We start from the raw sequence: 26,422 nt of genomic DNA, 5'->3' as shown, positions 1-26,422 counted from the left end.
AAAAAATAAAAACGGTTACAAAAAAAGGCAATAAATGCCTTATTGATGTTGATGCTGATTTGATAACTCTGCTTTTAAAATAGGAAGCACTTGATTTGCATCTGCAATAATCGAGATATCTGCGATATCAAAAATGAGTGCATCGGGATCTGTATTAATGGCTATTATGAGTTCGGACTTATCCATACCACTTACATGTTGTATCGCTCCGCTAATCCCAGAAGCTAAATAAACAGATGGTCTAACAGTTGTTCCTGTCTGACCAACAAGTCTATCCTTTGGTTCAATAGCCTGATCAACGATTGCTCTTGATGCTGCTAGTTCTCCACCGACAAGCTGTGCAATCTCTTTAAGTGTTGAAAAACTTTTTTGAACACCTCTACCACCAGCTACAATTAATTTTGCTTTTGTTAAGTCTGTATGAGATTTTTCGGTTTTTTCAACATTAAGTATTTGAACAGAAGGTTTAACATCTATTTTTTGATTGAAATAGATGAGTTCAGTTTGGTGATGATCATATGTTTCTACCGGAAAGACACCTGGTCTAATGGTTGCCATTTGTGGCTTGGTTTTTGGACATATGATCGTTGCAAACAAGTTTCCACCAAGTGCAGGTCTTGTTGCTAATAATCTTAATTCATCATTTTCTGTTTCAAATGCTAATAGAGTTGCGTCTGCAGTAAGACCAGTATGAAGTCTTGCAGACAGTCTTGGTCCAAGATCTCTACCGATGAGAGTAGAGCCTAATAATAAACAATCAAAGTGATATGTTTTCACAATGCTTTCTAAAGCTTTTGTATACACGTTAGTGTCATAATTTTTAAACAGTTCATGTTGATATATGATGATTTGATCCGCACCTGCTTTTGATATGTCATTAATTTCTTCATCATCGATTTCATGTGTTAAATATAAAGCAATAACTTTATGATTATTTTGTAACAAACGTTTTGATTCAGAAATGAGTTCTAGACCAACATTACAGATACTTTGATTTCTTTTTTCGATAAAAATTGCTGTCGTACTCATTTTGTTACCTCCATGTATGGATAAATCAGTTTTAAGATGCGTTTTGCAGCTACAGTTGGCTCTAAAACTTCTTTTTCTGATTTCTTTGTTATCGGTTTTGTAAAAGTTGCTTTTACTCGTGTTGGTGATCCTTTTAATCCGATGTACTCAGGATTTAACTCTAAATCCGAAGATGTAATCAGTTGAATTGGTTTTTCTGAGGTTTCCCAAATTTTAAAGGCACTCATTAATCTTGGTTGATTCATTGTTCTTACTGTTGTAATTAAGCAAGGTAGTTTTGTCATGAGTGTATGCACTTCATCTTCAAAAGCCTTTTTAACAGTAATACTTTCTAGATTAACATCTAAAATCTCTTTTATGTGTGTGATTTGAGGTATATCTAAAAATTCTGCAACTTGTGGTCCAACTTGCGCCGTATCTCCATCAATCGCTTGATAGCCTGCAATAATGAGATCATAGTCTAATGATTTCAAAAATGACGATAGTATATATGATGTTGCCCATGTATCTGAACCAGCAAATTTTCGATCTGATAATAGATAAGCCTCATCGACACCCCTAGCATATAGAGCTTTGATCATTGATTTTGCATGTTCAGGTCCCATTGTTACAGTAATTACCTTACCTCCATAAATTTCTTTAAGCTTTAAAGCTTCTTCAACACCAGCTAAATCATCAGGGTTAATTATGTTTTTTACGCCTGTTCTAATCAATGTATGTGTTTCTTTATCGATTTTAATTTCAGTTGTATCAGGCACTTGTTTTACTAAAACAACGATATTCATGATTTCAACACCTTTCCTGCGATGACCATACGTTGAACTTCTGATGTACCTTCATATATTTCAGTGATCTTCGCATCTCTTAAGTATCTTTCTACTTCGTAATCTCTAATATAGCCATATCCCCCCATCAGTTGTATAGCATCATCAGCAATTTCTACAGCAATTCTTGAAGCGTAAAGTTTTACCATGGCTGCTGAAAAAGAATAATCGAGATTGTTTTCTACATCAGAAACTGCTTTATCTAATAGACATCTAGCTGCCTCAATTTTTGTTTTCATGTCAGCAATTTTAAACTGTGTATGTTGGAAATCAGCTATCGATTTACCAAACTGTTTTCTGGTTTTAACATATGCAACAGCACGTTCAAAAGCGCCTTCAGCTATACCCAAAGCTTGTGCAGCAATCCCGATACGACCACCATTAAGGGTCTTCATCGCGATTTTAAAACCTTCGCCTTCTTTACCAAGTAGGTTTTCTTTTGGCACTTTTACTTTATCGAATATAAGTTCACAAGTTGAAGATCCTCTAATCCCCATTTTCTTCTCTTTTGGACCGACTGAAAATCCAACCATATCTTTTTCTATAATAAATGCAGAAATACCTTTTAGACCCAATTCAGGTTTTGTCATCGCAAAGATAACATATATATCTGCATATCCAGCATTCGTGATAAATATTTTAGATCCAGTAATTTCATAGTATTCACCACGATCTATAGCTTTTGTTTGCTGTTTGGACGCATCTGTTCCTGCACCAGATTCAGTAAGACCAAAAGCACCTAAATATGTACCATCATTAAGTTTAGTTAGATACTTTTGTTTTTGTTCTTCAGTTCCAAATTGATAAATTGGAGAGCTACATAAACTTGTATGTGCAGATATAATCACACCAGTTGTTGCACAGTCTTTAGATAATACTCTCACTGTGTCAATATAAGCTTTATAAGGCGCACCAACACCTTTATAAACATTTGGATAAGGTAACCCTAACAAACCAAGTTTCCCTAACTCTTTAACAGTTTGAGTAGGAAATACTTCTTCTTCATCAACAGTTTTCGCATATGGCTTTACATAAGTTTCACTAAATTCATCAAGTAGTTCAAAAAGTAATTGTTCGTTCATCTTGGAGGCATAACGAGTGCTTGTCCAGTAACAACAATATCACCATTTTGATTGGTTGCTGTTGTTTTTAGAACAACTCGGTTTTTACTTTCTAAAATTTCAATGACCTCAACTGTTGCAGTAATTGTGTCATTTAGATAAACAGGTTTGATGAATTTAGATTCTTGTGATAAATAGATCGTACCTACACCAGGCAACGATGTGCCTAAAACTGTTGAAAATAGTGCAGATACTAATCCTCCGTGACATATGCGATTTTTAAACATAGATGCTTTCGCATAGACATCATTCATGTGTACAGGGTTCATATCTCCTGTGACACCAGCAAATAAAACAACATCTGCTTCAGTGATTGTCTTACTAAAAGACGAAGACTCACCTAAACAGATGTCCTTGATTGTTTTAGCAATCATTTGACATCCTTCTTTCTTTATGTATTTTTTAATATGAATAAACGTTCATGTTATCTTTATAATAAATCTAAAACGAGGATTTGTCAAGATGATAAAAAAATTTTGATTGTTTTTTTTATTTTTTTACGTTACACTATGTATAGAAGATTAAATTTTAAGTTAAGATCAAGAATATAATCTTTTTCTATATGCTTATGATTAAAAAATGTCGTATACTATAAATCACCATGGGCTCAATTTAAAACTTGAAACGAAGGAGTAAAGATTACTGTTGAATATATCAGTATCATCTTATAAAATCATATGAATCAACAAAATTATAGACTTCCAAAGCGTAGTGACGGTCAAAAAACGTTTGATCAAATTATAGATACAGCAAAAAAACTTTTTTCAAAAAATGGGTATTTAGCTACATCAGTCAATGAAATCATTGAAAAAAGTGGGATTGCTACAGGTACTTTTTATATTTATTTTGATGATAAGTTCGCTTTATATTCTTACATATTAGCAAAATATCGCAAACTGATTCGCAAAACGATTAGTGAAGCAATCAAAGATGTGCATACGAGATATGAAAAAGAAAGATTAGGACTTCGGGCGTTTTTAAAATTTGCTTGGGAGGATCCTTTGGCATATCGTATTATATGGGAATCTATGTTTGTAGATCAAAAACTTTTTAAAGAATACTATCAGACCTTTAGCGTGGACTATCAAAGACAACTCAAACGTTCTGTAGATAGTCATGAAGTCAATGACGATGTTGATTTAGAGACATTATCATATATATTGATGGGGATTTCTAATTTCGTTGGGTTACAAGTGCTATTTAGAGATACTTTGACAGATAAAGATTTAGACAGAATATGCGATGAAGTGATGAAAGTTTTAAATCATGGTATGTTTAAATAAGTGAATCTCAATTTATAGATGTTAGTTATTAAGCAAATAGCTAGCATCTTTTTTTGTTACAAGCTGTAAGATTTATTGTAATCAAGACAAGAGTAATCAAATACATTAAGCTTATGATATGAAAATTTCGAATATATTATCGTATCTATTTACTTTCTATGAATAAGTGCTATAATATGCTCACGATATCTATATTTTTGGAGGTGTTTGCAATGAAAAAAGAACAAAAACTAATTTTTATCGTTATTGGCATATCTGGAACAATCGTCCTTTTTCTTACCTTTATTATGCTATTCATGGGTGATCAACTAGAGGTTCTTTTTAATGTTATTGGTATAAGAATAGCTGCGATTTTCATTGCATTTGCAACCTTCTTATCCAGTATGCTTTTTAGCTTACTTATTCTCATGCATAACAAAACAACTGTAAAAATAAATGATGATACAAACAAACGTGCAGAATTATTTAGAGAACTGCAATTTGCATCTTCTAATTACTCGATTATTGATTTTATCGATCGTATGTTAATCTATCCTGAATCTGAAAGATATATTGAAAAGTTTATAACACAAAAAAGCACAATGTTTCATATGCTAGAAAAAGGGTTAGATAAACAAGATGTACTTGAATTTCCAGAAAACTATCAATTTTTAACTATTCGTATTCCATTTAGAGTCATTGAAGGGAAAATCGTATCAACCATAACATTTGATAAACTAAGATTTGAAAGAGATGGTGTTGATTATGAGTTTTATCCACCTGATTATGAATCAGAAAGTAGAGCATTTTTACTTTATAACGAACGTACTAAGAGAAATAACACGATTATTAACTTAATCATGTCTAAGGATAGTAAATTTTATCATTTCAATGAAGTAAATCAATTTACAAAAATCAAAATTTATGTCAATATTATGAGTCTATTAGGTGTTAAGGTAAAGGGTAATAGCGAGCTTTACTTTACCAATCCTGAGCAAATCGAGGGTGACAATAGTAATACTTATGCCATCCATTCTTCAAATTTTTTGATTACAGAACAGCCTAAAATTATAAAATCATAGTATTCTTAATAGTTAAACAGGATTAATAGATAGTAAAAGCCCAATTCAATCATGAACTGGGCTAATTTTATATATGTTTATATTTAGTAAACTGGTGTTACTGTGATTTTTGATCCATCACACGGGATATCCAGTCTACAGTTAAGCTTGTTATCTATCCCTTGACCAAGCTCAAATTTAAAGAAATCAATTATTTCAATATTGTGTTTTGAAATATATTCCTTGACAGTCATTGTTTGATCTTTTATCCATGGTTGGCTTAACAAAGATTTTTGTGCTAACATATGATTGAAATCATCTTCATTTATTGATCCATGTTGCTTCTCATACATAAATCTTTCATAATTTATTGTATCATCGTCTATGAACTCTAAATCCAGATATTCAGCGTTCATTGCAGCCACTTGCATCGCCAGTTTATTCGCAATCTCATTTTCATTTTTGTTTAGTATAACTAAAGTTACAAGTTTTCCTTGCATATGTGTATATGTGCCAAACCCTTGACTTTTATCTTTGCTAACCCGATAAAATCTTCTTAAATATGCGTTTTCGCTGATAATTCCACTTGTGCGTTTGATGATATCTTCTATTGTTTTGCCATCAATGGTTTCTTTTAATGCTGCTTTGGCATTTGTTACATCGGAATTTATTAAATGTTGTCCAATCATGTCTACCATGCTTGTGAAGTGTTCATTTTTTGTAACAAAATCAGTTTCTGCGTTAACTTCAAACAAAATCGCTTCGTTATCTTTTACAACTATATGACACATACCCTTAGATGCTACTCTGGTGTTTGCATCTTTTTTCTTTGTATGATCTAAGATATGTTTTAAAGCATCTTCATAGTTATCATTGTACTGATTAAGTGCTTCTCTACATTCAAGCATACCAGCACCTGTTTGTTCCCTAAGTTTTTTTAATAGTTTTATATCCATGTTATCCCTCAACTTTCCAGTTTATTATACAACATATATTTAAATAAATATTAAAATATGCAAATTATTTAACAAAAAAAGGCACATGGCCTTTATTCGTTAAACAATGAGAGTTGCTCCATAATGTTTTTCTTGTTGCCTTTAATAATGCGTTGCCATTTAGAACCTCTACCTCGACCAAGAGGTCTGATTTTGTTTTCATCTTTTAGTCGTTTAAGTGTACGGTCTATTGTTGCGTCACTCACATTTGGATGTCTTTTTCTTAAATCTTCTTTTGTAAATACTTCTTGAAGCTTTAATATACTATTTTCTATGTTATCTGATTTGTTTAGATTCTTCTCGAACTCATACTCATGAGCCATTTGATCTACTTCTTCGTATGCTTCAATCAATAAATTAACAAGCAATCTGTTAAGCATATCGGTTTGTGCAAATCCACTAGACCAATAATAATTTGCTGTGATTAATCCTGAGTGCCAAGTTTCTTTAACTTTCAAAAAGTATTTAAAGAAGCTTACATACTTAAATACATTAAAATGTTTGAGTAAAATCGCATATAAGACGATCATTCCAACAATATCATTATGTAGATTATAAATATTCATATTCATAAAATCGACATAAAAGTTTGATATCAACTGTGTAAGTTCATGTTTCTTTGATTTTAAGCTCTTTTCGAACAAAGATAATAAGTGCTCTAAATCTTCTCTTTTAGAAATTTTCTTAGTCTTTAACATGCCATCTTCAGCTTTATCATAGGTGTTAAATTGAATATGATCATATTCTTTAGACAATAACTTAGCTAGGTTGTTAATCTCGTTGACTAGAAGTTCAAATTGTTCAGGGTTTGATTGTAGTTGCTGAAGTGCAACCTTTATATTTGCCAAACAATGCTCATCTTTGGTACGAGGAACCATTTTCTTTTTAGCAAATAACTTAATCCTAGGCTCAGTCATGTTAAGTTCTAAATATGATGCAATCGATATTAAGTTTGTTTCCATTGTGTTTTTTTCGAATGCACTTAAGTCACGATTAAAAAGCTCATCATAGTAAAATGACTTGCCTTTTGATTCATATAAGGATAGTAAAAGTAACATGACTTCATTTGTGATCTGTATGCGGTCTATATTTGCTAATGCTTTCATGGTTAATCCTTTCTAGTGATTAAAACTGCTTCCTCCAATAAACTCTCTTAAAAGAGAATTACAAGGGACCAGTTCATCTTCAATGTCCATAAAATATTTTAAGAATTTCAGTAGTCTATTTGCGGTAATAAAGTGTTTATTATCTTTAGGTATCGCTCTAAGTTGAGCTACAGCGTGTTTCTTTAATACTGCTAACTCATACGTTAGTTCAGAATTAAAGACGTAATTTGCTTCTTTTTGGTTTGGATAAATCCATTTGAACTCACCACGTCTAACACTAGGCCACATATCCATTGTGTCTGATGCAGAAGAATTTCTATATTTTTGATCTCTAACGATTCTTCTTAATAACCTTAATTCAGTAATTGAAATTGGATTATGATCATCGATATGAAGCTGCGTCTGTGGTGCAATATAAATATTAAACTTTTGATGTTTTGGAATTGAATGTGTCAGTTTCTCATTTAATGCATGGATGCCTTCTATGATAATAGGTTGATCGCTTGGAATTTGAATAGTCTTTCCAACTTCTCGTTTACCTTTTTGGAAGTTAAAGTGAGGTAAGGTAACACTTTCACCTTGAATCAGTTTCAACATATCGTGATTGAACAACTCTACATCAAGTGCATCAACATGCTCTAAATCAGGTAACCCAAACTCGTCTTTTGGCGCATGATCTTTTCCAAAATAATAATCATCGATACTAATCATCACAGGTTTAATACCTCTAGTCATCAATTCAATTCTTAAGCGATTAGAAAATGTCGTTTTACCTGACGATGATGGACCAGCAATACCGATTAATCTAATATTTTCAATATTATTTTCGATTAAATTACCAAGTTCATTTAATTGATGTGCATGTTTTGTTTCGCACATATTTACAAAATCAACGCTAGAGACGACTTCTTTAGCAAATTTATTCATCTTAGGAATAGTATTTCCAGAGATGATTCTACCCCATTTGCTAGCTTCCTTTAATGCTTTGCCAAATGTTGGTTCATCCTTAAACGGAGGTATTTTCCCATCGAACTCAGCTCTTGGATATTGGATTAAAAATCCTGGATGATAAAGAATGAAATTAAATGTAGTTAAGTATCCTGTAGAGGGTAACATGTATCCAAACATATAGTTAATATAGTTGTTGCACTCATAAAGGTTTACATAGTCTTCATCTCTATATTTTAAGATTTCTACTTTGTCATGCATATCAAGTTCATCATAAAGCTTCATTGCTTCTCCTAAAGAAATTCTCTTTCTTACGATTGGCAAATCTTTTTGAATTAAATCATTAACTTCTTTTTCAATGTCATCTAAAGTATTTTGATTTAAAATACCATTAAACTGATCAAATACTGCAAGTATGGATCTTGAAATACTATAATTAAAGCGTACTTTTGCGTTTGGATAGAGGTTTTTGACTGCCATCGCAACCACATATCTTAATGTTGATTCATAAATCTTTATCGCATCTGGATCCGTATAGTTTAGAAACTCAACTTTTGCATCCTCAGTTGGTATATAACTGAGTTCTCTTAAGCGCATATTTACTGTAGCTGCTAATGCATCTTTTATACCGACATCTTTCGCAACTTTTTTTAGTTCAAGTGGTTTTTCATATGTATGCACTTCATTATTAATTGTAAATTTCATTATGTTTTCTCCCTTATTCTTCATCTTCATCAAAAAGATCAAATCTACTTAAATGAATTTTTTTGTGATCCTTTGTGATGACTTCTTCCTCTTTAAGTATATCAAGAGGTTCTTCTATGTTCTCAATTTTTGGTTGTGGCTTTTTGACAGGTTTATGAACATCTATATCCTCAGAGGCTTCATCTATTTTGATGATTTCTGCCATGCCTAATTTTTGATCATCGTAGATTTTTTTGCCAAACTTGTTACCACTATATTTTAGTTCTGAAACAGTTGTGTGAATTGCTTCTTTTTCGGTAATGATTAAGACAGGTACATCTTCTTTAACTTGTGCTCTTGATAATCGATCAGCCGATACTAAATCATGTGGGTTTGATTTTAAATGCTCTACAACCAAGATACCACGTCTATTTCTATTATAAATTGGTAGTTCTTCAACAACATCTTTAATCACGTGACCTCTGACAGATAACATAATAAACTCATCACGTTCACTTACATAAAGTGCTTTGACAAGCTCATCCTTATCAGCAATATTCATACCTTTTACTCCCCCAGCTTGTAAGCCATATAAAGGAAGGTCATTTGTCAAATATCTTAAAACATAACCGCGTTTTGATATCGCAATGATGTTTTCTTTTTGCCCATAATGAACTGAACGAAGTTGATCGCCATCATTTAACTTCATACATTTCATCGATTTATAAAAACGAGTAACTTCAAAATCTGCAAGTTTAGCTTGTTTCATCATACCATCTTTGGTTGCTAAAAGAATGGTATCATTATCTTTAAAGCTTGAAACACAAAGCGTATCAATAATGGCCTCATCTTTTTCAATTGGCGTAATGTTATTGATGTATATGCCTAGATCTTTCCATTTTTGATCATCGATTTTATAAACTGGTAAGAATATATAGTTACCTAAATTTGTAAATATCAACAATGTATCAAGCGTATTGACTTCTTTTTCAAAAATCATTGCATCATCTTGTTTAAGTCCTGCTTGTTGTGTTGCTTGATAACTTCTTGTAGATGCACGTTTGATATAACCTTCTTTAGTTACACCAACCATAACACGCTCTTCAGTGATTAAATCTTTTTCATCAATTCGAATGGTCTCGATTTCTTCTTCGATTTGTGAACGTCTGTCATCACCTAAGAGTTTTGATACATCTAATAGTTCACGTTTAATCACACGTCTTAATGCATGTTCTGATGATAAAATGTGTTCTAGCTCTTTGATTTTATCAGATAGTGCCTCATCTTCATGTTCTAAAGCTAGAATGTCCGTGTTAGATAGGCGATACAGTTGTAATGTAACAATCGCTTCAGCTTGTAATTCAGAAAACCCAAAACGAGCAATGATGTTTTCTTTTGCGTTCGCCTTATTATTAGACTCTCTAATGGTTCTAATGACTTGTTCAACAATTGAAACCATCTTAATCAGCCCTTGTACGATATGTTGTCTCTTTTGGGCTTTTTCGAGTTCATAGTTTGAACGACTAGTAATCACTTCTTTTTGATGATCTACATAAGCTTTTAATATTGGAAGAACACCCACTAAAACCGGTCTATGGTTTAAGATTGCAACCATATTATAGTTGTATGCGACTTGAAGATCTGTTGATTTATACAGCAGATTAAGCATTAAATTCGCGTCTGCACCCTTTTTAAGGTCAATCGCTATTCTTAATCCTTGTTGGTCTGATTCGTCTCTAATCTCAATAATATCATCGATTTTTTTATCAATTCTTAAGACATCAATGGCTTTAACTAAATCAGCTTTATTGACCTCATAAGGGATTTCTGTGACAACAATACGATCTTGAGATTTAGATATTTCTTCAATTTCTGTTTTTGCTCTAATAATCACTTTACCTGCACCAGTTTCTAGTGCTTGTAAAATGCCTTCTTTTCCTTGAACAATACCACCTGTAGGAAAATCTGGACCTTTAATGATCTTAGATATTTCTTTAAAAGATACTTGGTCATTATCCAAATATAAAATAGTTGCATCAATAACTTCTCTTAAGTTATGTGGTGGTATTTTTGTTGCATATCCAGCAGAAATACCTGTTGCACCATTGACTAAAAGATTTGGAAATTTCGCTGGAAGAACTGTAGGTTCTAATTCTTCATCATCGAAATTAGGGACAAATGGTACTGTTCTTTTATCGATATCTCCTAATAATGCTTCTGCAGCAAGCGATAATCTTGCTTCTGTATAACGCATTGCCGCTGCACTATCACCATCGATTGACCCATTATTACCATGCATATCAATTAAAATTGAGCGCATTTTAAAGTCTTGTGATAATCGGACCATCGCTTCATAGATACTAGAATCTCCATGTGGATGATATTTACCCATGACTTCACCAGCAATTCTTGCTGATTTCTTATGTGGTTTATTGTGGAACATACCGAGTTGTTGCATCGCGTATAAAATACGTCTTTGAACTGGCTTAAGTCCATCTCTTGCATCTGGAAGTGCACGGTCTTGAATGATATATTTAGAATATCTAGCAAACCGGTCACTAAAAATCTCTTCTACGGTAGATTCAATGATGTTTTCGACAAAATCGTCAATTTTCTTGATGACTGACATTATTCCACCCCTATTTCTAAATCAAAATCATCGCTGATTTCGAAATCTACGTTTTCTTCAATCCATTCTCTACGTGGTCCAACCTGATCGCCCATTAAAATAGAGACACGTCTATCAGCGCTACCTAAATCATCAATCTTTACTTGAATTAATGAACGCTTTTCAGGATTCATTGTGGTATCCCAAAGTTGCGGTGCATTCATTTCACCTAAACCTTTATATCTTTGGATACTAACTTGTTGATGTCCATTAATAAGCTCTCTTAATTCTTCATCACTCCATGCGTAATGAGACTCTTCCTTTTTACCTTTTTTAATAGACACTTTATATAAAGGTGGTTGGGCGATATATAAACGACCATCTTCAATCAGTGGTCTCATATATCTAAAGAAGAAAGTTAAAAGTAACACTTGAATATGTGCACCATCAGTATCCGCATCGGTCATAATGATGATTTTTTGATAGTTGCATTTTTTGATATCAAAATCATTACCAAAATCAGCACCGATGGTGTGGATCATGGTTGCAATTTCTTCATTTTTTAAGATTTGGTCTAAACTTGCTTTTTCAGTATTAATAACTTTACCTCTTAAAGGCAGGATTGCTTGGAACTTGCGGTTTCTACCTTGCTTTGCAGACCCACCAGCTGAATCCCCTTCGACTAAGAATAATTCATTTTTACTCTTATCTTTAGATTGTGCAGGTGATAACTTACCTGATAAGGTTATTTCTTTTTTATTTTTAGTTTTACCGTTTCTTGCTTCATCTCTAGCTTTTCTAGCAGCATCTCTAGCTTTTTGAGCACTCACTGCTCTTTGGATGATTTCACTAGCAACTTTTCTATTTTCTTCTAAATATGTTGTAATATTTTCATAGACAACACTATCTGTTGCATTTCTTGCTTCTGGTGTTCCAAGTTTTCCTTTGGTTTGGCCTTCAAACTCTAAAACATCTTCAGGTACTCTTAAAGAAACGATAGCTGTTAAACCTTCGCGTATATCTGAACCATCCAAGTTAGGATCTTTATCTTTAATAAGTGCATATTTTCTAGCGTAATCATTTAAAGCTCTTGTTAAAGCTGATTTAAACCCAATTTCATGTGTTCCACCGTCTTTGGTTCTAACATTATTAACAAAGGATAAAATATTTTCAATATAACCATGTGTAAACTGAATGGCAATATCAACTTCGATGCTTTTTGTCTTTTTATGCTCTAAACGATATGCTTGTTCAATCACGTAGGTATCATTGATGATTTTTTTATCTTTATTTAAAAATTCAACATATGCTTTAATACCTTCATGGTATTGAAATGATTCTTTTTGATTATTTCTTTGATCAATGATCGTAATCTTTAATCCTTTAATTAAGAACGCTTGTTCTCTAAGACGTTCTTTAATCAAATCATAAGAAAATAAAGTTGTTGAAAAAATCTTTGGATCTGGTTTAAATAAGACTGTTGTCCCAGTTTTTTTTGTATCTCCGATTCTTTCTAATTTTGAAATATGTTTACCGCCATTTGTAAACTTCTGGTGCCAAATACCTTTATCTCTATGTATGGTAACTTCTAAGTATTGTGATAGTGCATTAACTACTGATGATCCAACACCATGTAGACCACCAGAAACTTTATAGCCACTATCTTCAGAAAACTTACCACCAGCGTGTAAAACAGTAAAAATGATTTCTGTTGTTGGACGTCCTGATGTATGCATTTTATATGGCATACCGCGTCCATTATCAGAAACCTCAATACTATTATCCGCTTTAATTGTACATGTTATTTCGCTACCATAACCTGATAGGGCTTCGTCTATAGAGTTATCGACGATTTCCCATACCAAATGATGTAGCCCTCTTTGATCGGTTGATCCAATATACATCCCAGGACGTTTTCTAACTGCCTCTAAACCTTCTAGGATTTGAATCGACGTTTCATCATATTGTTTTATCATTTTGCTCACATCATCACCATCTTATTTTTATGATATTATTATATCAAAAAATATGGTCATACACAATGTTTGATTATGTTTTATTTTTTAAATGTTGTTTAAAAAAATTTGTGATATAATTGTTAAGTAACGGGGTGAATTTATGACTTATTTATATATAGGTTTGCTTATGATCTTATCATATTTTCTTGGTAGCATACCAAGTGGACTCATTATTGGAAAAGTATTTAAAAACATAGATATAAGAGAACATGGATCAAAAAATACAGGTGCAACCAACGCTATTCGAGTATTAGGATTTAAGACAGGTATTTTTGCATTTGTCTTTGATGTCTTAAAAGGTGCTCTAGTCATCGCTTTTGTCTTTTTCTTAGGTGATCAATCCTTATTTATTGTAAGCGAGTATAATATCAATATATCGAGTATATATGGTATGGCTGCAGTCATTGGACATGTATTTCCAATTTACATCAATTTTAAAGGTGGTAAAGCGGTTGCGACTTCAGCTGGAATGATCTTAGCAATTGAGCCATGGGTTGCATTAGGCGTACTTGTAGTATTCTTAATTATGTTTTTTACAACGAGATATGTCTCTTTATCATCGACTATTGCGGCTAGTGGTGTTGTCTTATATTTCTTGATTAGAATATTATTTGAACATCCGCTTTATAATCTATCGACTAGGATTATGGATTTTGTAGTCATTTGTGTGCTTGCAACAATCATTTTTGTAAGACATAAACAAAACTACAGGAGATTAAGAGAAGGTACTGAAAACAAGTTCTAAAACTTGTTTTTTTTTATTTTTGCATAAAAAAAGACATGCAAGATGTCTTATTTATATTGATTCATTGAATTTAATATTTGTCTGACTTGTTTTTCAGATGGTGTACGTCCCATTTGACGCATCATTTCGCGAATCATTTGTTCATTAACTGGTGGATTTTTTTCTAGATATCTTTTAAACCAGCCTCTAGATAAGAAGAATCCAACACCGCCACCAACAAGTAATGCAACGACTAAAAATACAATAAATACCCAAACTTCTATCATGTTTAATCACTCCTTCTTCTTCCATACTTATTTTACTTGATAAAAGTATAAAATACAAGCGTTAATCGCTAAAGTTTGACAATCGTGTGAAAATTACTTATACTAAAACATAATCACTATTTTTTAGGAGTTAATTATGAATGATATTGTTAGATTTTTAATTAGTATTATTTCCTATTTTATCATTGCCCATTTTATTTACCGTGTCTTTGGTAAAATCAAGTGGTCTTATATCTTTTTAGGTGTTATTTTAATATCAACACTCTATGAGTGGATCCCAATCGCAATAAATCTAGATGATCCATATCTATTGCTTTATAGTTTTATCATTATGGTATTTCCAATCTTGTTTTCAAGTGTTTTATTTATTAAATTCACGGGTGGATTTAGGTTTAAAACACCGAAAATAAAGAGAACAAAATTTAAAGAATCAAAAGATGAAATCTTTACAACATCTTATCTCCAAAAATTTATTTATTTGATGTTTTTCTTTGCATTAGTTGTCATTGGCTTAACTGTATTTTTTATTGAAGGATTGCTATTCTATTTACTTATAGCTCTATCATCTGGAGTGATTCTTTATGGCATTTATATGTTATATCAGTTAAGAGCATTTAGATTAGATAAGATTATCCTGATTGTTGGAAAACAAAAAGAAAATATATATGAACACATATTAGAGCCTAAAAAGGCAATAATAACTATTAAAGATATTTATAAGAATGAAGACTATTTGATTGATAAGTTTGCAACCATCTATCTATATGAGCATAAAAAACTTGTTGAAAAACACTATTTATATTGGATTGCAACCTCACAAGTATTTGACATCGAAGATCCTCAGTTTAAGAAAATCGAACTTGGATATAAAGATCATATTCAAGAGCTCATGAAGTATCATGACGCAATTATTAAACTGGAAAAGCATAAATTAAGTTATTCGAAACTTAAAGAAAAGAAATATCGAAAATAAAAGGTATCCTTGTGGGATACCTATTTTTATATCATTTTTTGATAGATGGATACTCGTTTAATACCATATGTTTTTTCTTTTGTTTTTACTAGATCTTTATACTTTTCTTGTAAAACATTTTGTTTTTTAGTTTCAACAACAACAATTCCATCTTCTTCCACTAAATCGTTCATGTTTTCTAATAATAAATCATAGGAACCAAAATCATAGGGAGGATCAATAAATACTAAGTCAAAATAGATATTTCCAACGCCCTTTAAAAACTGCTCGTAATCTCTTTGCAAAATCGTCATATGTTCTGTTACATCGAGCATCTTTGCATTATCAAAAACAGTCTTAATTGCATCTTTATCTCTATCAATTGCATATAAATATTTAGCACCTCTAGATAAGGCTTCAAGACCATAAGAACCTGAACCAGCAAATAGATCTAAAACCATCTTATAAGACTTTCCTTGAATCATGTTAAATACTGATTCTCTAACCATATCAGCGGTCTCTCTCGTTGTTTTTTTACCAACTCTTTTTAATATTCTACCTTTATGGTATCCTGCAATAATTCTCATTTTTTTCACCCCACACTCACAAATGTATTATAGCAAATTTCCTTTAAAAAAACACCTTTCGGTGTTTAATTATTTAATAGTTCATCTACTTTTTGTCGATCAAGCTTTTTAACGACTGCTAATACTAATTTTACAGTGTTTTCATAATCATCATAATGAATAATTGATGTATGTGAATGCATATATCTTGTAGGTATGCCAATCGATAATCCCAAAGCACCTTGATGGGCTAGATGCATGTTTCCTGCATCGGTTCTACCACCAGTAATAAATGCTTCTTGATAAGGAATGCCCTCTTCTTTAGCAACTTCAATCACAAATCTTCTTAAGTTCTGATTTGGAACTAATCCGCCATCATATAGTAAGATTTGTGGTCCTTTTCCTAATGATTGCTCGTTTTTATCGCCTTCAGGAACGTCATTAGCAAGTCCTGTATCAACTGCAATCGCAATTTCAGGATGAGCAACATAACTTGAAGTTTTAGCTCCTCTAAGCCCAACTTCTTCTTGAACTGTGAAGGTAGCGAAAAGCTCATTTGGAGTTTGATCTAACTGTTTTAAGACTTCCATGACAACAGCACTACCTATTCTATTGTCCCATGCTTTAGAAAGTAAGTGTTTACCACTGCCTAAAACTTTAAACTCGCTGTGTGGCGTAACCATTTGACCAGGCAGAACTCCTAGTGCTAATGCTTCTTCTTTACTTGAAACACCAATGTCTAAATACATAGACTCAATTGAAATGGCTTCTTTTCTTTTTTCAGCAGGAATAATATGTGGAGGTTTAACGCCTGTTACAGCTGTAACAACACCTTTAGGTGTATGTATATCCCATACTTGTGCAAGCATCACTTGTGAAAACCAACCACCTAAAGTTTGAAACTTAACAAATCCTTCTTTAGTAATTTGAGTTACAAGTAATCCAACTTCATCCATATGTCCTGCTATCATGACTTTAGGACCATCATGTTTTTTAATTGCAATTAACGATCCTAAGTTATCAACAATAAACTCATCTGCATGTCCTTCTAAAGATGATTTGATATATGCTCTAACTTTTTTTTCTTGACCTGGAACACCAGGTAATAACGATAATGTCTTTAATATTTCATATGTTTTATCCATAAAAAAAACTCCTTTTTTAAGTTAGCTATATTATAACATTTTTTTTAGCATAAAAAAAGCCTAGAAAGCTGTGAGAACGGGTTAGGTTCAAGTGGGTGTCAACTTATCAATACTTCGGGATTCCAATGACTTGGCATTCACGCCCGTATCGTCTGACTCCCTATCAAAAGATTTGGGTTCCACGGCTGCTTCCTAGGATAGTTTTAATTTATCATTCTTTACTTTTTATGTCAAGTTTTTTACGTACGATTAATGGCTTTATAATCTTTTTAATCGCTATTTATAAAACTCTTTGATTGCATATACAAAATGCCTGTGATATAATATATAATAAGTAATATGTCATTAATTAAATATATGAAAAAAGTCCATGAAAATGGACTTATTTTTTTAATAGTATACAGATATCCGAACAAACTGTCCTTGACTGATCAATAGATTTAAAAGCACATCTCTTATCTTTGTTTCAATCATATACTCATTATTAATGGTCTTAATGTCAATTCTAGCGGTAATATAATCATCAACCTTCATATTTGGCATAATTGATACTTGATACTCATCTGATAATGATTTTATATCTGATTCATTTTTAAAGTATGCAATAATCGAAATAATGATGCTTGAATCAATGTTGAGTTCTTTTAGCAGTTCAGCAAGTCTTTGTGCTCTTGCGATAATATATTCTGGTCTATGGAAGAATTTTTCTTCATATAGTGTTTTTTCAGGATCAGATTGAAGATCCAAAGGTACAGTTGTTTTGTATTTAGACTCCAAGAATGTTTTAAATTTTTGCGCTCTTTTCATTGCTTTTGTATTGAACTCAGCATATAAATGAACAGTATCTTTATCAATCGCATAAGCTGTGATGATGAAGTGAAAGAAATTTGCATAAATTAAGATATCTTGAAAATGTTTTCTAAATTCTTTTTTTGATTTTTTGATTTGATAGTGACCACATAACGTGAATGTCTCATTATACACTAATGGTTCAAAAAGCGCGTTTGCATGCACTTCCATTTGCTGATCAACATCATAGTATTTATAACTATCGTAGGCAACACGTTTATGAAGATTGATGAGCTCAATGGTGCCTATGACAAGTCCGAAGATCACAAATGATCCGGCAAGCGAATACTTGAGTGCATCTGGAAAATCTGAGATCATGAGCATAAAAATAATTGGTGGAAATAATGATATACCAAATGTTCTAAATGTTGATGTAAATCCCTTTAAATGCACAAAATATGCAAGTAAAAATACAATAATTACAACATATAACGTGAAAAAATTATACCAGTTAATGTCATCGATTCGATTGGCAATATAACTTATTTGATGTATAAATATAAAAACACCAAGTGTATATAATAAAACCATTGTTATTTGTCTAGCATGCAAATACCATTTTTTAGTATATAATTTTTTTTGTTGTGGCAAATGATAAAAGTTTTTCATTTCTTTTCGATATTCAAAAAATGGCCAATAAGATCCGCGAATACTTATATGTATAGGCAATACATCTTCATCTTTCATCTTTGATTCCAAATATTCTTCAAATACAGATAGTGGATTTAATATGAATAACAGAGTACCAATAATAACAACGGGCATTTGGTAATCATAAGGAATCATGGATAAAACGACTGCTATAACAATGCCATAAATCGCATAAATGATGAGTTTGGGTATACCTCCAAAAACATAGACACCAATATAGACAAAAGAAACAATGGCAGATATCATAAAAATACCTCGTCCTCTAATGTTGAAAAGGCTTAAGGCAATCGGCATCAAAATCAGGATTAAAATAGATAGTGTGAGTGCAATTATTAGTCTTGATTTCATAGTATACTCCTTAATTTAATTATACAAAAAAAGAGCAGCAAAAGCCACTCTTTACATTTTTATTTATCTGATTCTTCTAAAGCTTCAATTAATTCAGCTTTTCTCATTGTGCTATAACCAGTAATGTTTCTTTCAGAACATAATTCTTTAAGCTCTGTTACTAGCATACTTGAGTAATCAACTTTTTCTTTTTTAGGAGCTTCTTCTTTAGCTTTAGGAGCTTCTTTTGGAGTCTCTTTCTTAGCTTTAGGAGCTTCTTTTTTAACTTCAACTTTGTTTTCAGTCTTTGGAGGAATGTATCCATCTAAAGCTGCTTGTGCTAAAGCGCAATAAGCTTTGAAATCTTCAGGTTGGTTAACTGCAATATCAGCTAGCATTTTACGGTTCACTTGTACGTTAGCAAGTGCTAAACCATGAATCAACTTAGAATATTTCATTCCATTTAATTTTGCAGCTGCATTGATACGAGTAATCCATAATTTTCTGAATTCTCTTTTTCTTTGTTTTCTATCTCTATAAGCATATGCTAATGAACGCATAACTTGTTCATGAGCTGTACGATATAAAGCACGTTTTGAGCCAAAGTAACCTTTAGCTAACTTTAATATTTTTTTACGACGACGTCTTGTTGTCGCTCCACCTTTAACTCTTGGCATGTTCTAGTTCCTCCTGTTACTTAAGGTTCGAAATAAGTGATTTAATACGTTTTTCATCTGATGGATGAACACTTGTTTCGCCTCTTAATTGTCTATTTTGTTTCGTTGTTTTTGATGCTGCTAAATGTCCTTTATATGCTTTTCCGCGCATTAATTTACCAGTACCAGTAATTTTAATTCTTTTCTTTAATCCACTATGTGTCTTTTGTTTTGGCATGTGAATACGTCCTTTCTGTTAGTTAGTTTGATTTGGTGCAATAATTGCGATCATATTGCGGCCATCCATTTTTGGATAAGATTCAACAGTTGCTTGATCTCCTATGGCTTCAATAAATCGTTTGATCACTTCTTTTCCAACTTCTTGATGAGTGATCATTCTACCAAAGAAACGAATAGTGATTTTTACTTTGTCACCTTTTTGTAAAAACTTAAATGCATGTTTAAGTTTCGTATCAAAATCATGTTTGTCAATGGTTGGACTTAGTCTAATTTCCTTAATATCAACAACACGTTGGTTTTTCTTCATTTCTCTGAGTTTTCTTTGTTGATCGTAACGATATTTCGAGTAATCCATAAGTTTTGCTACCATAGGTTTTGAATCCGGAGAAACAACAACTAAGTCTAAGTCTTTTTGACTTGCCACTTTTAATGCTTGATCTCTTGGAATAACACCATGATTTGTACCTTCATCGTCAATAAATAAGATTTTGACATTTGGAATCGATTCGTTTACTAATTCAGTAGATTTCTTGTTTTGATTTTGCTTAATATTTTCACCTCCGCAAATTAATATGTTTTTTATGAAAAGAAAAAGTGGTTACGTATAAGTACCCACTTTGAATGTCAATTAAAATAAAAAATTTTAAATGTGACTGCTTTGCCCATGAATTTGTCCATCAGGCGAGAGGGTACCTCTTCTTTTCACTACCTTTTAAATTATACTCAATTTATGAGTAATTGTCAAGGATTTCATTGGTTTTATAGTTGTTCATTGATGCTTTTTAGTAAATACAACATGAAACCAAGAAAAATATAACATATTTTATAACAAAGTTCAAGTAAATGATAGTTTTTACTCAAATTATATATAGGTAATATGTATTGATAATTAAAGGAGATTGACTCCAAAAAGAACATTGAAACAATATAAATCATGATGATTATGATGGATAAACTCTTATATTTGTGTTTCATACATATGAGTATTAGATTTACAAGAATTACCATATCTAAAAACATATATAAGAGTGTATGTAAATCTATCTGCACGTTTATAGGCGTTAAGACATGAATGGCTATTTCACAACTAGCATAGACATAACATCCATAAAATCCAATCATAAGCATGTAAAATATGTATTTATAAACACTAACTCTTAATCGTCCAAAATAGGCAAACAACGGTTTGATAAATGGCTGATCATGATCCATGACTAAAAACAAGACAAACATAGCATTGACCATGATAAATACTTGTGTAAATACTTCAGAGATATAATTTTGATAGTATCTTGGTGTAAGCATCATCTCTAGTGTTGCATCTTTTTCATAGACAATGAGCGTCATGAATAACAAAACAAGCATTTCAAATATAAATAATATCATAACTTTTTTTCTATCTACATATGACATAAATAGAAGTTTTATCATAAGATGAGCATTTTTGTTACAAGATCATTAAAAAGATGAGGCTGATGTGTAGATACTAAAAAACTTAATCCCAAATTAACTTTTTGCTTCATATAGCCTATGAATTCGTGAATACTATCTTGATCTAAACCAGATAAAGGTTCATCTAAGATGATGAGGTCTGGTCTTCCAATAAATGCGGATAACAATGCTAGTTTTTGTTGATTACCCTTTGATAACTGATAAATATATTTATATAATGGTATTCTAAATAAATGAATCAAATCCTCATGTAATATATCTTTTTTTATCCTAGATAATGTTTCTAAATAATCACTAGCCTTAATTAAAGGTGGCAACATGTTTGTTTCTGGTACATATCCAATCCTTAAGCGTCTTTTATCAATCATACCTTGATCAGGGTGTTTAAATCCTAATATGAGCTCAATTAAAGTCGTTTTACCCTTACCATTTTCACCACTTACTAAGATAAAATCGTTTTTTTCAATGACTAAGTTAAATATTTGTGAGCAATAATGCTTTTTAGCTTCATGCAATTTGATCAAGTGCATAATGATAGATGAGCTGTCCAGATTGTTTTAAAACTTCATAGTCATTGATATAAATAAAATAATTAAATACTTCTGTTTCATAATCAGAAAATGTAATGAAAATTGGGCAAGCATTAAATAATTGTGCTTTATAGGGTATTTTTATGATGATGTGATCATCAATAACTTCAAAAGTGACATCATATAAGTTTCCAAGTGAAACATGACTGATATGCTCATTTAATGTTTCATAAGTTATAGTAATCGAATCTAATCTTGATAAATACGAACCTTCTTTTTTTGTGCCTGATAAAGCTTTCCAATCTAGATGATTACTATCATCATGGATTGTTTTTAAAGATAGAGAGCCTACATAAAAATCATAAACTGTTTCATTGGTTAAACCAATCTCTAAGTAACAATCAATGATATCAAAATCATAAGTTAAAACTGGCATGTCGAAAGCATATGTGTATTTGTAATATATTTCACTTAAGTAGTATTCTTGATGTCTATAGATCACCTCATTTAAGCTTAAATCTAATGATTTATCAAAACTTTCATCATGTATCATAGTCTTAGCATATGATTCAACTTCTGTTAATGGATGCATACGTGTTGATAGGTAAAAATCAATATAAAAAACTGCATCATACTGATCAATATAACTATAATATGTATCTACAGTTAATACTTTTGGTGTCAGTGTTTCCTCATTTTTATTGATTAAAACCACCATAAAAATAACAATAACTGCGATAAACACATAAATCACAAGATTTTTCATATGCGTTTCTTCTCTAATCTTTGATATTGTGTCGTTACAACAAAGGCCTCAAAACCGCCTTTATGAGATCTTAACCAAAAAAAGTATCGTGCCGCAACACCATTAGTGATTAAACCTTCTCCGTAAATATAAAGATCTACTTGAGTTCCAGGATCAACTTCTAATGACACTGTATATGATTCTTCACTCGATTCTGTTGTAGTGTAATCTGCAGATAATTTAAGTGATCCTTCTAGATTTTGCTTAAATGTTGGCTTGGTGCCATTATGCTTTATCCCAATCGAACCAGAAGAGGATAAACTAACCTTAGACGTCGTTTTTTGGTCCAGTTTGTATTCATACTCAATTGCGGTATAACCATCGTTATAATACGAAAATAAGGTCTCTGTGATATAGGAAACTTCTACATCTTCATTAACAGTATGAACTCTCCATCCCATAAACTTTCTTTTGTTTACCTTTTTGTAATAGTCTTTATAATCAGAAGATGAAAAATCACTTAAAAGTTCACCTGATGACATCGTGATCTCTTCAAAAGACTGATAGTTAGAGTCTGCATGACTCTTGTGGCTAATAAGCATGAACATTAAAAATAAGATGATTCCAAATAGTAATTTTTTCATAAAAAAATCCCTCCTATCTCATAGTAAGGGATTTCTTTTATTTTTACTTTTTATTTTTTCATGAAAGCTTCGATATCAGCAACTTCTTTGATAATATCCTTGGTTAAATTGATTGCGCCATCTTTGGTCACGACAACATCATCTTCAATACGTATACCAATACCTTCTTCAGCTATATATAATCCTGGTTCTATAGTTATTAAAGCTCCTTCAGGAATCGGTTTTGCATAGTTTCCAACATCATGTACATCAAGTCCTAAATAATGTCCTAATGAATGATAGTAATACTTATTAATTTCGCTATCTTCATTAATTAGACCTAATTTTTTAGCACCTTCAATTAAGATCTTTTTACCATAATCGTTAAACTCTTTAATGGTAACACCTGGTCTTAACCATTCTATTGATTTTTTATTGGCTTCTAAAACAACTTCATAAACCTCTTTTTGCCGTTTTGTGAACTTACCACTTGATGGTATGGTTCTAGTGACATCAGAACAATAATAATCATAATCCACGCCTAAATCAAATAACACAAGTTGATTTTCAGGGATTTTCGAATCATTATCAATATAATGCAGAACAGTTGCGTTTTTTCCTGATGCTGCAATGGTATCAAACGATGGTGTGGTTCTATTTTTATTTAATACATAGTTATATTCAGCTTGCAGTTCATATTCAAATAGACCAGGTTTCATTTCACTCATGATACGCTCGATTCCTGTTTTAGTAATTTCTACAGCTTTTTTAACCTGCTCAATTTCAAATTCATCTTTAACAGTTCTAAGTTCTGCCAAAATTAATTGATTGGTTTTGATGTTGACATAAGCATATTTGGCCTTAATCTCATCAGCAAACATATGTGCTTTTGTAGGTAGGGAGTTTTCACTTTGTCTTTCTAAATCTAAATAAACCGAATCCATGAGACCATAGACTGCACGTCTATTGGTTGATAGTAATCCATTTAAATAACTATTGAGTTCTGTGATATCTTTCACATGCTCAAGTGGAACTTCAGCTTGTTGACTAGCTTCTTCAAAAGTTAACCCTGCGCCATCCCAAAGTGCTTTAACTGGATCAATCTTTTCAATGAAAATAAAACTATCTGTTTTTTCGTTACCTTTAACCATCATTAATACAACATTTTGTTGCTTAATGCCTGTTAGGTAAAAGAAATTGCGGTTAACTGAAAAATGATAGTTTTGATCGTTTGATTTTTGAGGTGCTACACCTGAAAATAAAAACGATATGGATAGGTCTTTGACTTCGTTAAAATATTGATCTCTTCTTTGTGCAAACATTGTTGGTTTCTCCTTATATTTGATCGATAATTTTCATGATTTCTTTATCGATTTTGTGTAGATATGCTTTAGCTTCATCTAGTGTTTTTTGCTTTGTGCCATAATAAATCTTTATTTTTGGTTCTGTACCACTTGGTCTAAAGACAATCCAAGTGTCATCTTCAAAAATATACTTCAATACATTTGATTTTGGTAGGTCTAAATGTGACTTAATACCATCTTCAACACGAATGCTCTTTAAGACATCATCGTAACCAAGCAAGTTCTTACCTTCTAGTTTTGGCGGGTTTTCTCTAAAAAATGACATGATTTCTTGTATTTTTTTACTACCTTCAATTCCTTTTAATGAGATGGAATGCGTATATTCATAATATGCACCATATGTTTTATAAATCTCATCTAAATAATCGATAATGGTTAGATTCTTTAGTTTTAGATGATTTGCGATTTCTGCGAGCATGTAAACTGCTTGAACAGCATCCTTATCTCTTACTACATCAGAAATTAAACTACCATATGATTCTTCGCAACCAAAGATATAAGGATTTGTTTCTTTATAGATTTCGGCTTTTTCGCCAATGAACTTAAATCCTGTTAAAGTTGTAATGACATCAAGTTCAAAGCTTCTTGCAATCACTTCAATGAGCTTTGTTGTTACATTGGTAGTATAAACATGACCATTTGGTGGAAGTAAGTTATATTGCTTTCTTTGTGTTAGTAAATAATATAACTCTACACTTGCTGTTTGATTACCTGTAATCAGTTCATAATTGCCTTCATGTTTCACTGCAATCCCTAGACGATCCGCATCTGGGTCGGTAACCATAACGATATCTGCATCGATATCTTTTGCAAATGCAATCGTTTGTTCATATGCTTCATGTTCTTCCGGATTTGAAGATTTTGTGTTTGAGAAGTTTGGATCTACGATCATTTGTGGTGTGTATGGGTGGACATCATAACCTTGATCCATCAAAAATTGAGGGATAATCGGTCCACCAGTTCCATGAAGTGGTGAATAAACGATTTTTACTTTCTTTGGTTCATCATTTATTTTAATTGCTTTAATTTCATTTAAGTAAATATCATCAAATGTTTGATCAACATGGGTAATCAAATCATTTGATAATGTCTTAATATCAAATGGATTTTCAATTTGATTGATTTCATGAATGATTTGATCTGCAGTTGCAGGATTCACTTGCGCACCTGTTTGGTCGTAAGCTTTATATCCATTATAAGCCTTAGGATTATGAGATGCTGTAATCATAATACCCCCACTGGCTTTAAAATATCTAACCGCAAAGCTTAACATTGGTGTTGGTCTGAGCGCATCAAATAAATAACTTTTGATGTTATTTGCTGCTAAAACCTTAGCTGCTTCTTCTGCAAATCTTTTTGAGTCTTTTCTATTATCATAGCTGATTGCTATACCATCAGTTAGATTGTTTTTAAGCAGATATCTTGCAAATCCCAAAGTTGCTTTTCTAATGGTATAGATGTTAACTCTATTGGTCCCAACACCCATGATACCTCTTAGACCACCAGTTCCAAAGGTTAAATCTTGATAAAAAGCATCTTCTATTTGTTTTTCGTCTAGTGTTTCTAATTCTTGTTTTAGACTTTCATCTAAGTCTATATAGTTTTTCCATAAATTGTAATTTTCTTTATAATTCATATATAATCACCTTCTTCTA

Annotated in this window: 26 protein-coding genes; 4 read left to right on the top strand and 22 right to left on the bottom strand. The window is 31.8% G+C overall.

Annotated features, from left to right (window positions below; translation table 11 throughout):
* Positions 1-39: 39 nt before the first annotated feature.
* Genes BK011_05240 through BK011_05225 form a run of 4 tightly spaced genes read right to left on the bottom strand, consistent with a single transcriptional unit; the run spans position 40 to position 3,345 of the window.
* Positions 40-1,029: a hypothetical protein gene (locus BK011_05240; GenBank protein AUD65111.1), complete on the bottom strand. Its 990-nt coding sequence runs from the start codon at positions 1,027-1,029 to the stop codon at positions 40-42.
* On the bottom strand, positions 1,026-1,814 hold the full coding sequence (locus BK011_05235; protein AUD65110.1) for an electron transfer flavoprotein subunit beta: 789 nt from the start codon (positions 1,812-1,814) through the stop codon (positions 1,026-1,028). Before BK011_05235 ends, BK011_05240 begins: the two co-directional genes overlap by 4 nt.
* On the bottom strand, positions 1,811-2,935 hold the full coding sequence (locus BK011_05230; protein AUD65109.1) for an acyl-CoA dehydrogenase: 1,125 nt from the start codon (positions 2,933-2,935) through the stop codon (positions 1,811-1,813). The genes BK011_05235 and BK011_05230 overlap by 4 nt, the downstream gene beginning before the upstream one ends.
* Positions 2,932-3,345: an enoyl-CoA hydratase gene (locus tag BK011_05225; GenBank protein AUD66154.1), complete on the bottom strand. Its 414-nt coding sequence runs from the start codon at positions 3,343-3,345 to the stop codon at positions 2,932-2,934. Before BK011_05225 ends, BK011_05230 begins: the two co-directional genes overlap by 4 nt.
* Before the next feature lie 306 nt (positions 3,346-3,651).
* On the opposite strand from BK011_05225, the gene BK011_05220 reads away from it, so the two are divergent.
* A complete protein-coding gene (locus BK011_05220; protein AUD65108.1) occupies positions 3,652-4,257 on the top strand; it encodes a hypothetical protein in 606 nt (201 codons plus the stop codon).
* 212 nt (positions 4,258-4,469) lie between these two features.
* Positions 4,470-5,318 (top strand): hypothetical protein, encoded by an 849-nt coding sequence (locus tag BK011_05215; GenBank protein AUD65107.1) that lies wholly within the window; start codon positions 4,470-4,472, stop codon positions 5,316-5,318.
* Positions 5,319-5,401: 83 nt separating this feature from the next.
* Here BK011_05215 and BK011_05210 read toward each other — a convergent pair whose 3' ends face one another.
* The 5 genes from BK011_05210 to BK011_05190 form a co-directional block, all read right to left on the bottom strand.
* A complete protein-coding gene (locus tag BK011_05210) occupies positions 5,402-6,253 on the bottom strand; it encodes a translation elongation factor Ts (GenBank protein ID AUD65106.1) in 852 nt (283 codons plus the stop codon).
* A 92-nt stretch (positions 6,254-6,345) separates the two neighbouring features.
* A complete protein-coding gene (locus BK011_05205; GenBank protein ID AUD65105.1) occupies positions 6,346-7,398 on the bottom strand; it encodes a hypothetical protein in 1,053 nt (350 codons plus the stop codon).
* A 12-nt stretch (positions 7,399-7,410) separates the two neighbouring features.
* Positions 7,411-9,075: a hypothetical protein gene (locus tag BK011_05200; GenBank protein ID AUD66153.1), complete on the bottom strand. Its 1,665-nt coding sequence runs from the start codon at positions 9,073-9,075 to the stop codon at positions 7,411-7,413.
* Positions 9,065-11,659 (bottom strand): DNA topoisomerase IV subunit A, encoded by a 2,595-nt coding sequence (locus BK011_05195; protein ID AUD65104.1) that lies wholly within the window; start codon positions 11,657-11,659, stop codon positions 9,065-9,067. The genes BK011_05200 and BK011_05195 overlap by 11 nt, the downstream gene beginning before the upstream one ends.
* On the bottom strand, positions 11,659-13,614 hold the full coding sequence (locus BK011_05190; protein ID AUD65103.1) for a DNA topoisomerase IV subunit B: 1,956 nt from the start codon (positions 13,612-13,614) through the stop codon (positions 11,659-11,661). Before BK011_05190 ends, BK011_05195 begins: the two co-directional genes overlap by 1 nt.
* 142 nt (positions 13,615-13,756) lie before the next feature.
* On the opposite strand from BK011_05190, the gene BK011_05185 reads away from it, so the two are divergent.
* Positions 13,757-14,401, top strand: a complete 645-nt coding sequence (locus BK011_05185; protein ID AUD65102.1) for an acyl-phosphate glycerol 3-phosphate acyltransferase — start codon at positions 13,757-13,759, stop codon at positions 14,399-14,401.
* A 47-nt stretch (positions 14,402-14,448) separates the two neighbouring features.
* Here the strand turns inward: BK011_05185 and BK011_05180 are convergent, their stop codons facing one another.
* On the bottom strand, positions 14,449-14,667 hold the full coding sequence (locus BK011_05180) for a hypothetical protein (protein ID AUD65101.1): 219 nt from the start codon (positions 14,665-14,667) through the stop codon (positions 14,449-14,451).
* Positions 14,668-14,803: 136 nt separating this feature from the next.
* On the opposite strand from BK011_05180, the gene BK011_05175 reads away from it, so the two are divergent.
* Positions 14,804-15,640 carry a hypothetical protein gene (locus BK011_05175; GenBank protein AUD65100.1) on the top strand — a complete coding sequence of 279 codons (837 nt, stop codon included), beginning with the start codon at positions 14,804-14,806 and terminating at the stop codon, positions 15,638-15,640.
* Between the two features lie 26 nt (positions 15,641-15,666).
* Here BK011_05175 and BK011_05170 read toward each other — a convergent pair whose 3' ends face one another.
* From BK011_05170 to BK011_05115, 12 genes are all read right to left on the bottom strand, one after another.
* Positions 15,667-16,206: a 16S rRNA (guanine(966)-N(2))-methyltransferase RsmD gene (locus tag BK011_05170; protein ID AUD65099.1), complete on the bottom strand. Its 540-nt coding sequence runs from the start codon at positions 16,204-16,206 to the stop codon at positions 15,667-15,669.
* Positions 16,207-16,271: 65 nt separating this feature from the next.
* A complete protein-coding gene (locus BK011_05165) occupies positions 16,272-17,330 on the bottom strand; it encodes a peptidase M28 (protein AUD65098.1) in 1,059 nt (352 codons plus the stop codon).
* Between the two features lie 390 nt (positions 17,331-17,720).
* On the bottom strand, positions 17,721-19,178 hold the full coding sequence (locus BK011_05160) for a hypothetical protein (GenBank protein AUD65097.1): 1,458 nt from the start codon (positions 19,176-19,178) through the stop codon (positions 17,721-17,723).
* 59 nt (positions 19,179-19,237) lie between these two features.
* On the bottom strand, positions 19,238-19,834 hold the full coding sequence (locus tag BK011_05155) for a 50S ribosomal protein L20 (protein AUD65096.1): 597 nt from the start codon (positions 19,832-19,834) through the stop codon (positions 19,238-19,240).
* A gap of 16 nt (positions 19,835-19,850) precedes the next feature.
* Positions 19,851-20,051: a 50S ribosomal protein L35 gene (locus BK011_05150; protein AUD65095.1), complete on the bottom strand. Its 201-nt coding sequence runs from the start codon at positions 20,049-20,051 to the stop codon at positions 19,851-19,853.
* 18 nt (positions 20,052-20,069) lie between these two features.
* Entirely contained in the window at positions 20,070-20,603 is a 534-nt protein-coding gene (locus BK011_05145) for a translation initiation factor IF-3 (protein ID AUD65094.1), read from the bottom strand.
* Between the two features lie 209 nt (positions 20,604-20,812).
* Positions 20,813-21,484 (bottom strand): hypothetical protein, encoded by a 672-nt coding sequence (locus BK011_05140; protein AUD65093.1) that lies wholly within the window; start codon positions 21,482-21,484, stop codon positions 20,813-20,815.
* Positions 21,481-22,035 carry a hypothetical protein gene (locus tag BK011_05135; GenBank protein ID AUD65092.1) on the bottom strand — a complete coding sequence of 185 codons (555 nt, stop codon included), beginning with the start codon at positions 22,033-22,035 and terminating at the stop codon, positions 21,481-21,483. Before BK011_05135 ends, BK011_05140 begins: the two co-directional genes overlap by 4 nt.
* Positions 22,013-22,801, bottom strand: a complete 789-nt coding sequence (locus BK011_05130; protein AUD65091.1) for a hypothetical protein — start codon at positions 22,799-22,801, stop codon at positions 22,013-22,015. The genes BK011_05135 and BK011_05130 overlap by 23 nt, the downstream gene beginning before the upstream one ends.
* Positions 22,798-23,424: a hypothetical protein gene (locus BK011_05125; protein ID AUD65090.1), complete on the bottom strand. Its 627-nt coding sequence runs from the start codon at positions 23,422-23,424 to the stop codon at positions 22,798-22,800. The genes BK011_05130 and BK011_05125 overlap by 4 nt, the downstream gene beginning before the upstream one ends.
* Before the next feature lie 50 nt (positions 23,425-23,474).
* On the bottom strand, positions 23,475-24,725 hold the full coding sequence (locus BK011_05120) for a hypothetical protein (GenBank protein AUD65089.1): 1,251 nt from the start codon (positions 24,723-24,725) through the stop codon (positions 23,475-23,477).
* Positions 24,726-24,738: 13 nt separating this feature from the next.
* Positions 24,739-26,403: a hypothetical protein gene (locus tag BK011_05115; GenBank protein ID AUD65088.1), complete on the bottom strand. Its 1,665-nt coding sequence runs from the start codon at positions 26,401-26,403 to the stop codon at positions 24,739-24,741.
* Positions 26,404-26,422: the final 19 nt, after the last annotated feature.

This window comes from Tenericutes bacterium MZ-XQ (assembly GCA_002838205.1).
Taxonomy (GTDB): domain Bacteria; phylum Bacillota_I; class Bacilli_A; order Acholeplasmatales; family Acholeplasmataceae; genus Mariniplasma.
The sequence above is the reverse complement of the archived record's forward strand: the minus strand, read 5'-3'. Positions and strand labels throughout refer to the sequence as shown.

Coding starts and splice junctions, on each gene's coding strand:
- BK011_05140 (AUD65093.1), bottom strand. CDS start 21,484: ATGATAAAACTTCTATTTATGTCATATGTAGATAGAAAAAAAGTTATG.
- BK011_05170 (AUD65099.1), bottom strand. CDS start 16,206: ATGAGAATTATTGCAGGATACCATAAAGGTAGAATATTAAAAAGAGTT.
- BK011_05205 (AUD65105.1), bottom strand. CDS start 7,398: ATGAAAGCATTAGCAAATATAGACCGCATACAGATCACAAATGAAGTC.
- BK011_05160 (AUD65097.1), bottom strand. CDS start 19,178: ATGAAATCAAGACTAATAATTGCACTCACACTATCTATTTTAATCCTG.
- BK011_05220 (AUD65108.1), top strand. CDS start 3,652: ATGAATCAACAAAATTATAGACTTCCAAAGCGTAGTGACGGTCAAAAA.
- BK011_05155 (AUD65096.1), bottom strand. CDS start 19,834: ATGCCAAGAGTTAAAGGTGGAGCGACAACAAGACGTCGTCGTAAAAAA.
- BK011_05210 (AUD65106.1), bottom strand. CDS start 6,253: ATGGATATAAAACTATTAAAAAAACTTAGGGAACAAACAGGTGCTGGT.
- BK011_05230 (AUD65109.1), bottom strand. CDS start 2,935: ATGAACGAACAATTACTTTTTGAACTACTTGATGAATTTAGTGAAACT.
- BK011_05175 (AUD65100.1), top strand. CDS start 14,804: ATGAATGATATTGTTAGATTTTTAATTAGTATTATTTCCTATTTTATC.
- BK011_05195 (AUD65104.1), bottom strand. CDS start 11,659: ATGTCAGTCATCAAGAAAATTGACGATTTTGTCGAAAACATCATTGAA.
- BK011_05130 (AUD65091.1), bottom strand. CDS start 22,801: ATGAAAAATCTTGTGATTTATGTGTTTATCGCAGTTATTGTTATTTTT.
- BK011_05200 (AUD66153.1), bottom strand. CDS start 9,075: ATGAAGAATAAGGGAGAAAACATAATGAAATTTACAATTAATAATGAA.
- BK011_05190 (AUD65103.1), bottom strand. CDS start 13,614: ATGATAAAACAATATGATGAAACGTCGATTCAAATCCTAGAAGGTTTA.
- BK011_05185 (AUD65102.1), top strand. CDS start 13,757: ATGACTTATTTATATATAGGTTTGCTTATGATCTTATCATATTTTCTT.
- BK011_05165 (AUD65098.1), bottom strand. CDS start 17,330: ATGGATAAAACATATGAAATATTAAAGACATTATCGTTATTACCTGGT.
- BK011_05120 (AUD65089.1), bottom strand. CDS start 24,725: ATGTTTGCACAAAGAAGAGATCAATATTTTAACGAAGTCAAAGACCTA.
- BK011_05180 (AUD65101.1), bottom strand. CDS start 14,667: ATGATAGAAGTTTGGGTATTTATTGTATTTTTAGTCGTTGCATTACTT.
- BK011_05240 (AUD65111.1), bottom strand. CDS start 1,029: ATGAGTACGACAGCAATTTTTATCGAAAAAAGAAATCAAAGTATCTGT.
- BK011_05115 (AUD65088.1), bottom strand. CDS start 26,403: ATGAATTATAAAGAAAATTACAATTTATGGAAAAACTATATAGACTTA.
- BK011_05150 (AUD65095.1), bottom strand. CDS start 20,051: ATGCCAAAACAAAAGACACATAGTGGATTAAAGAAAAGAATTAAAATT.
- BK011_05135 (AUD65092.1), bottom strand. CDS start 22,035: ATGCACTTGATCAAATTGCATGAAGCTAAAAAGCATTATTGCTCACAA.
- BK011_05125 (AUD65090.1), bottom strand. CDS start 23,424: ATGAAAAAATTACTATTTGGAATCATCTTATTTTTAATGTTCATGCTT.
- BK011_05235 (AUD65110.1), bottom strand. CDS start 1,814: ATGAATATCGTTGTTTTAGTAAAACAAGTGCCTGATACAACTGAAATT.
- BK011_05215 (AUD65107.1), top strand. CDS start 4,470: ATGAAAAAAGAACAAAAACTAATTTTTATCGTTATTGGCATATCTGGA.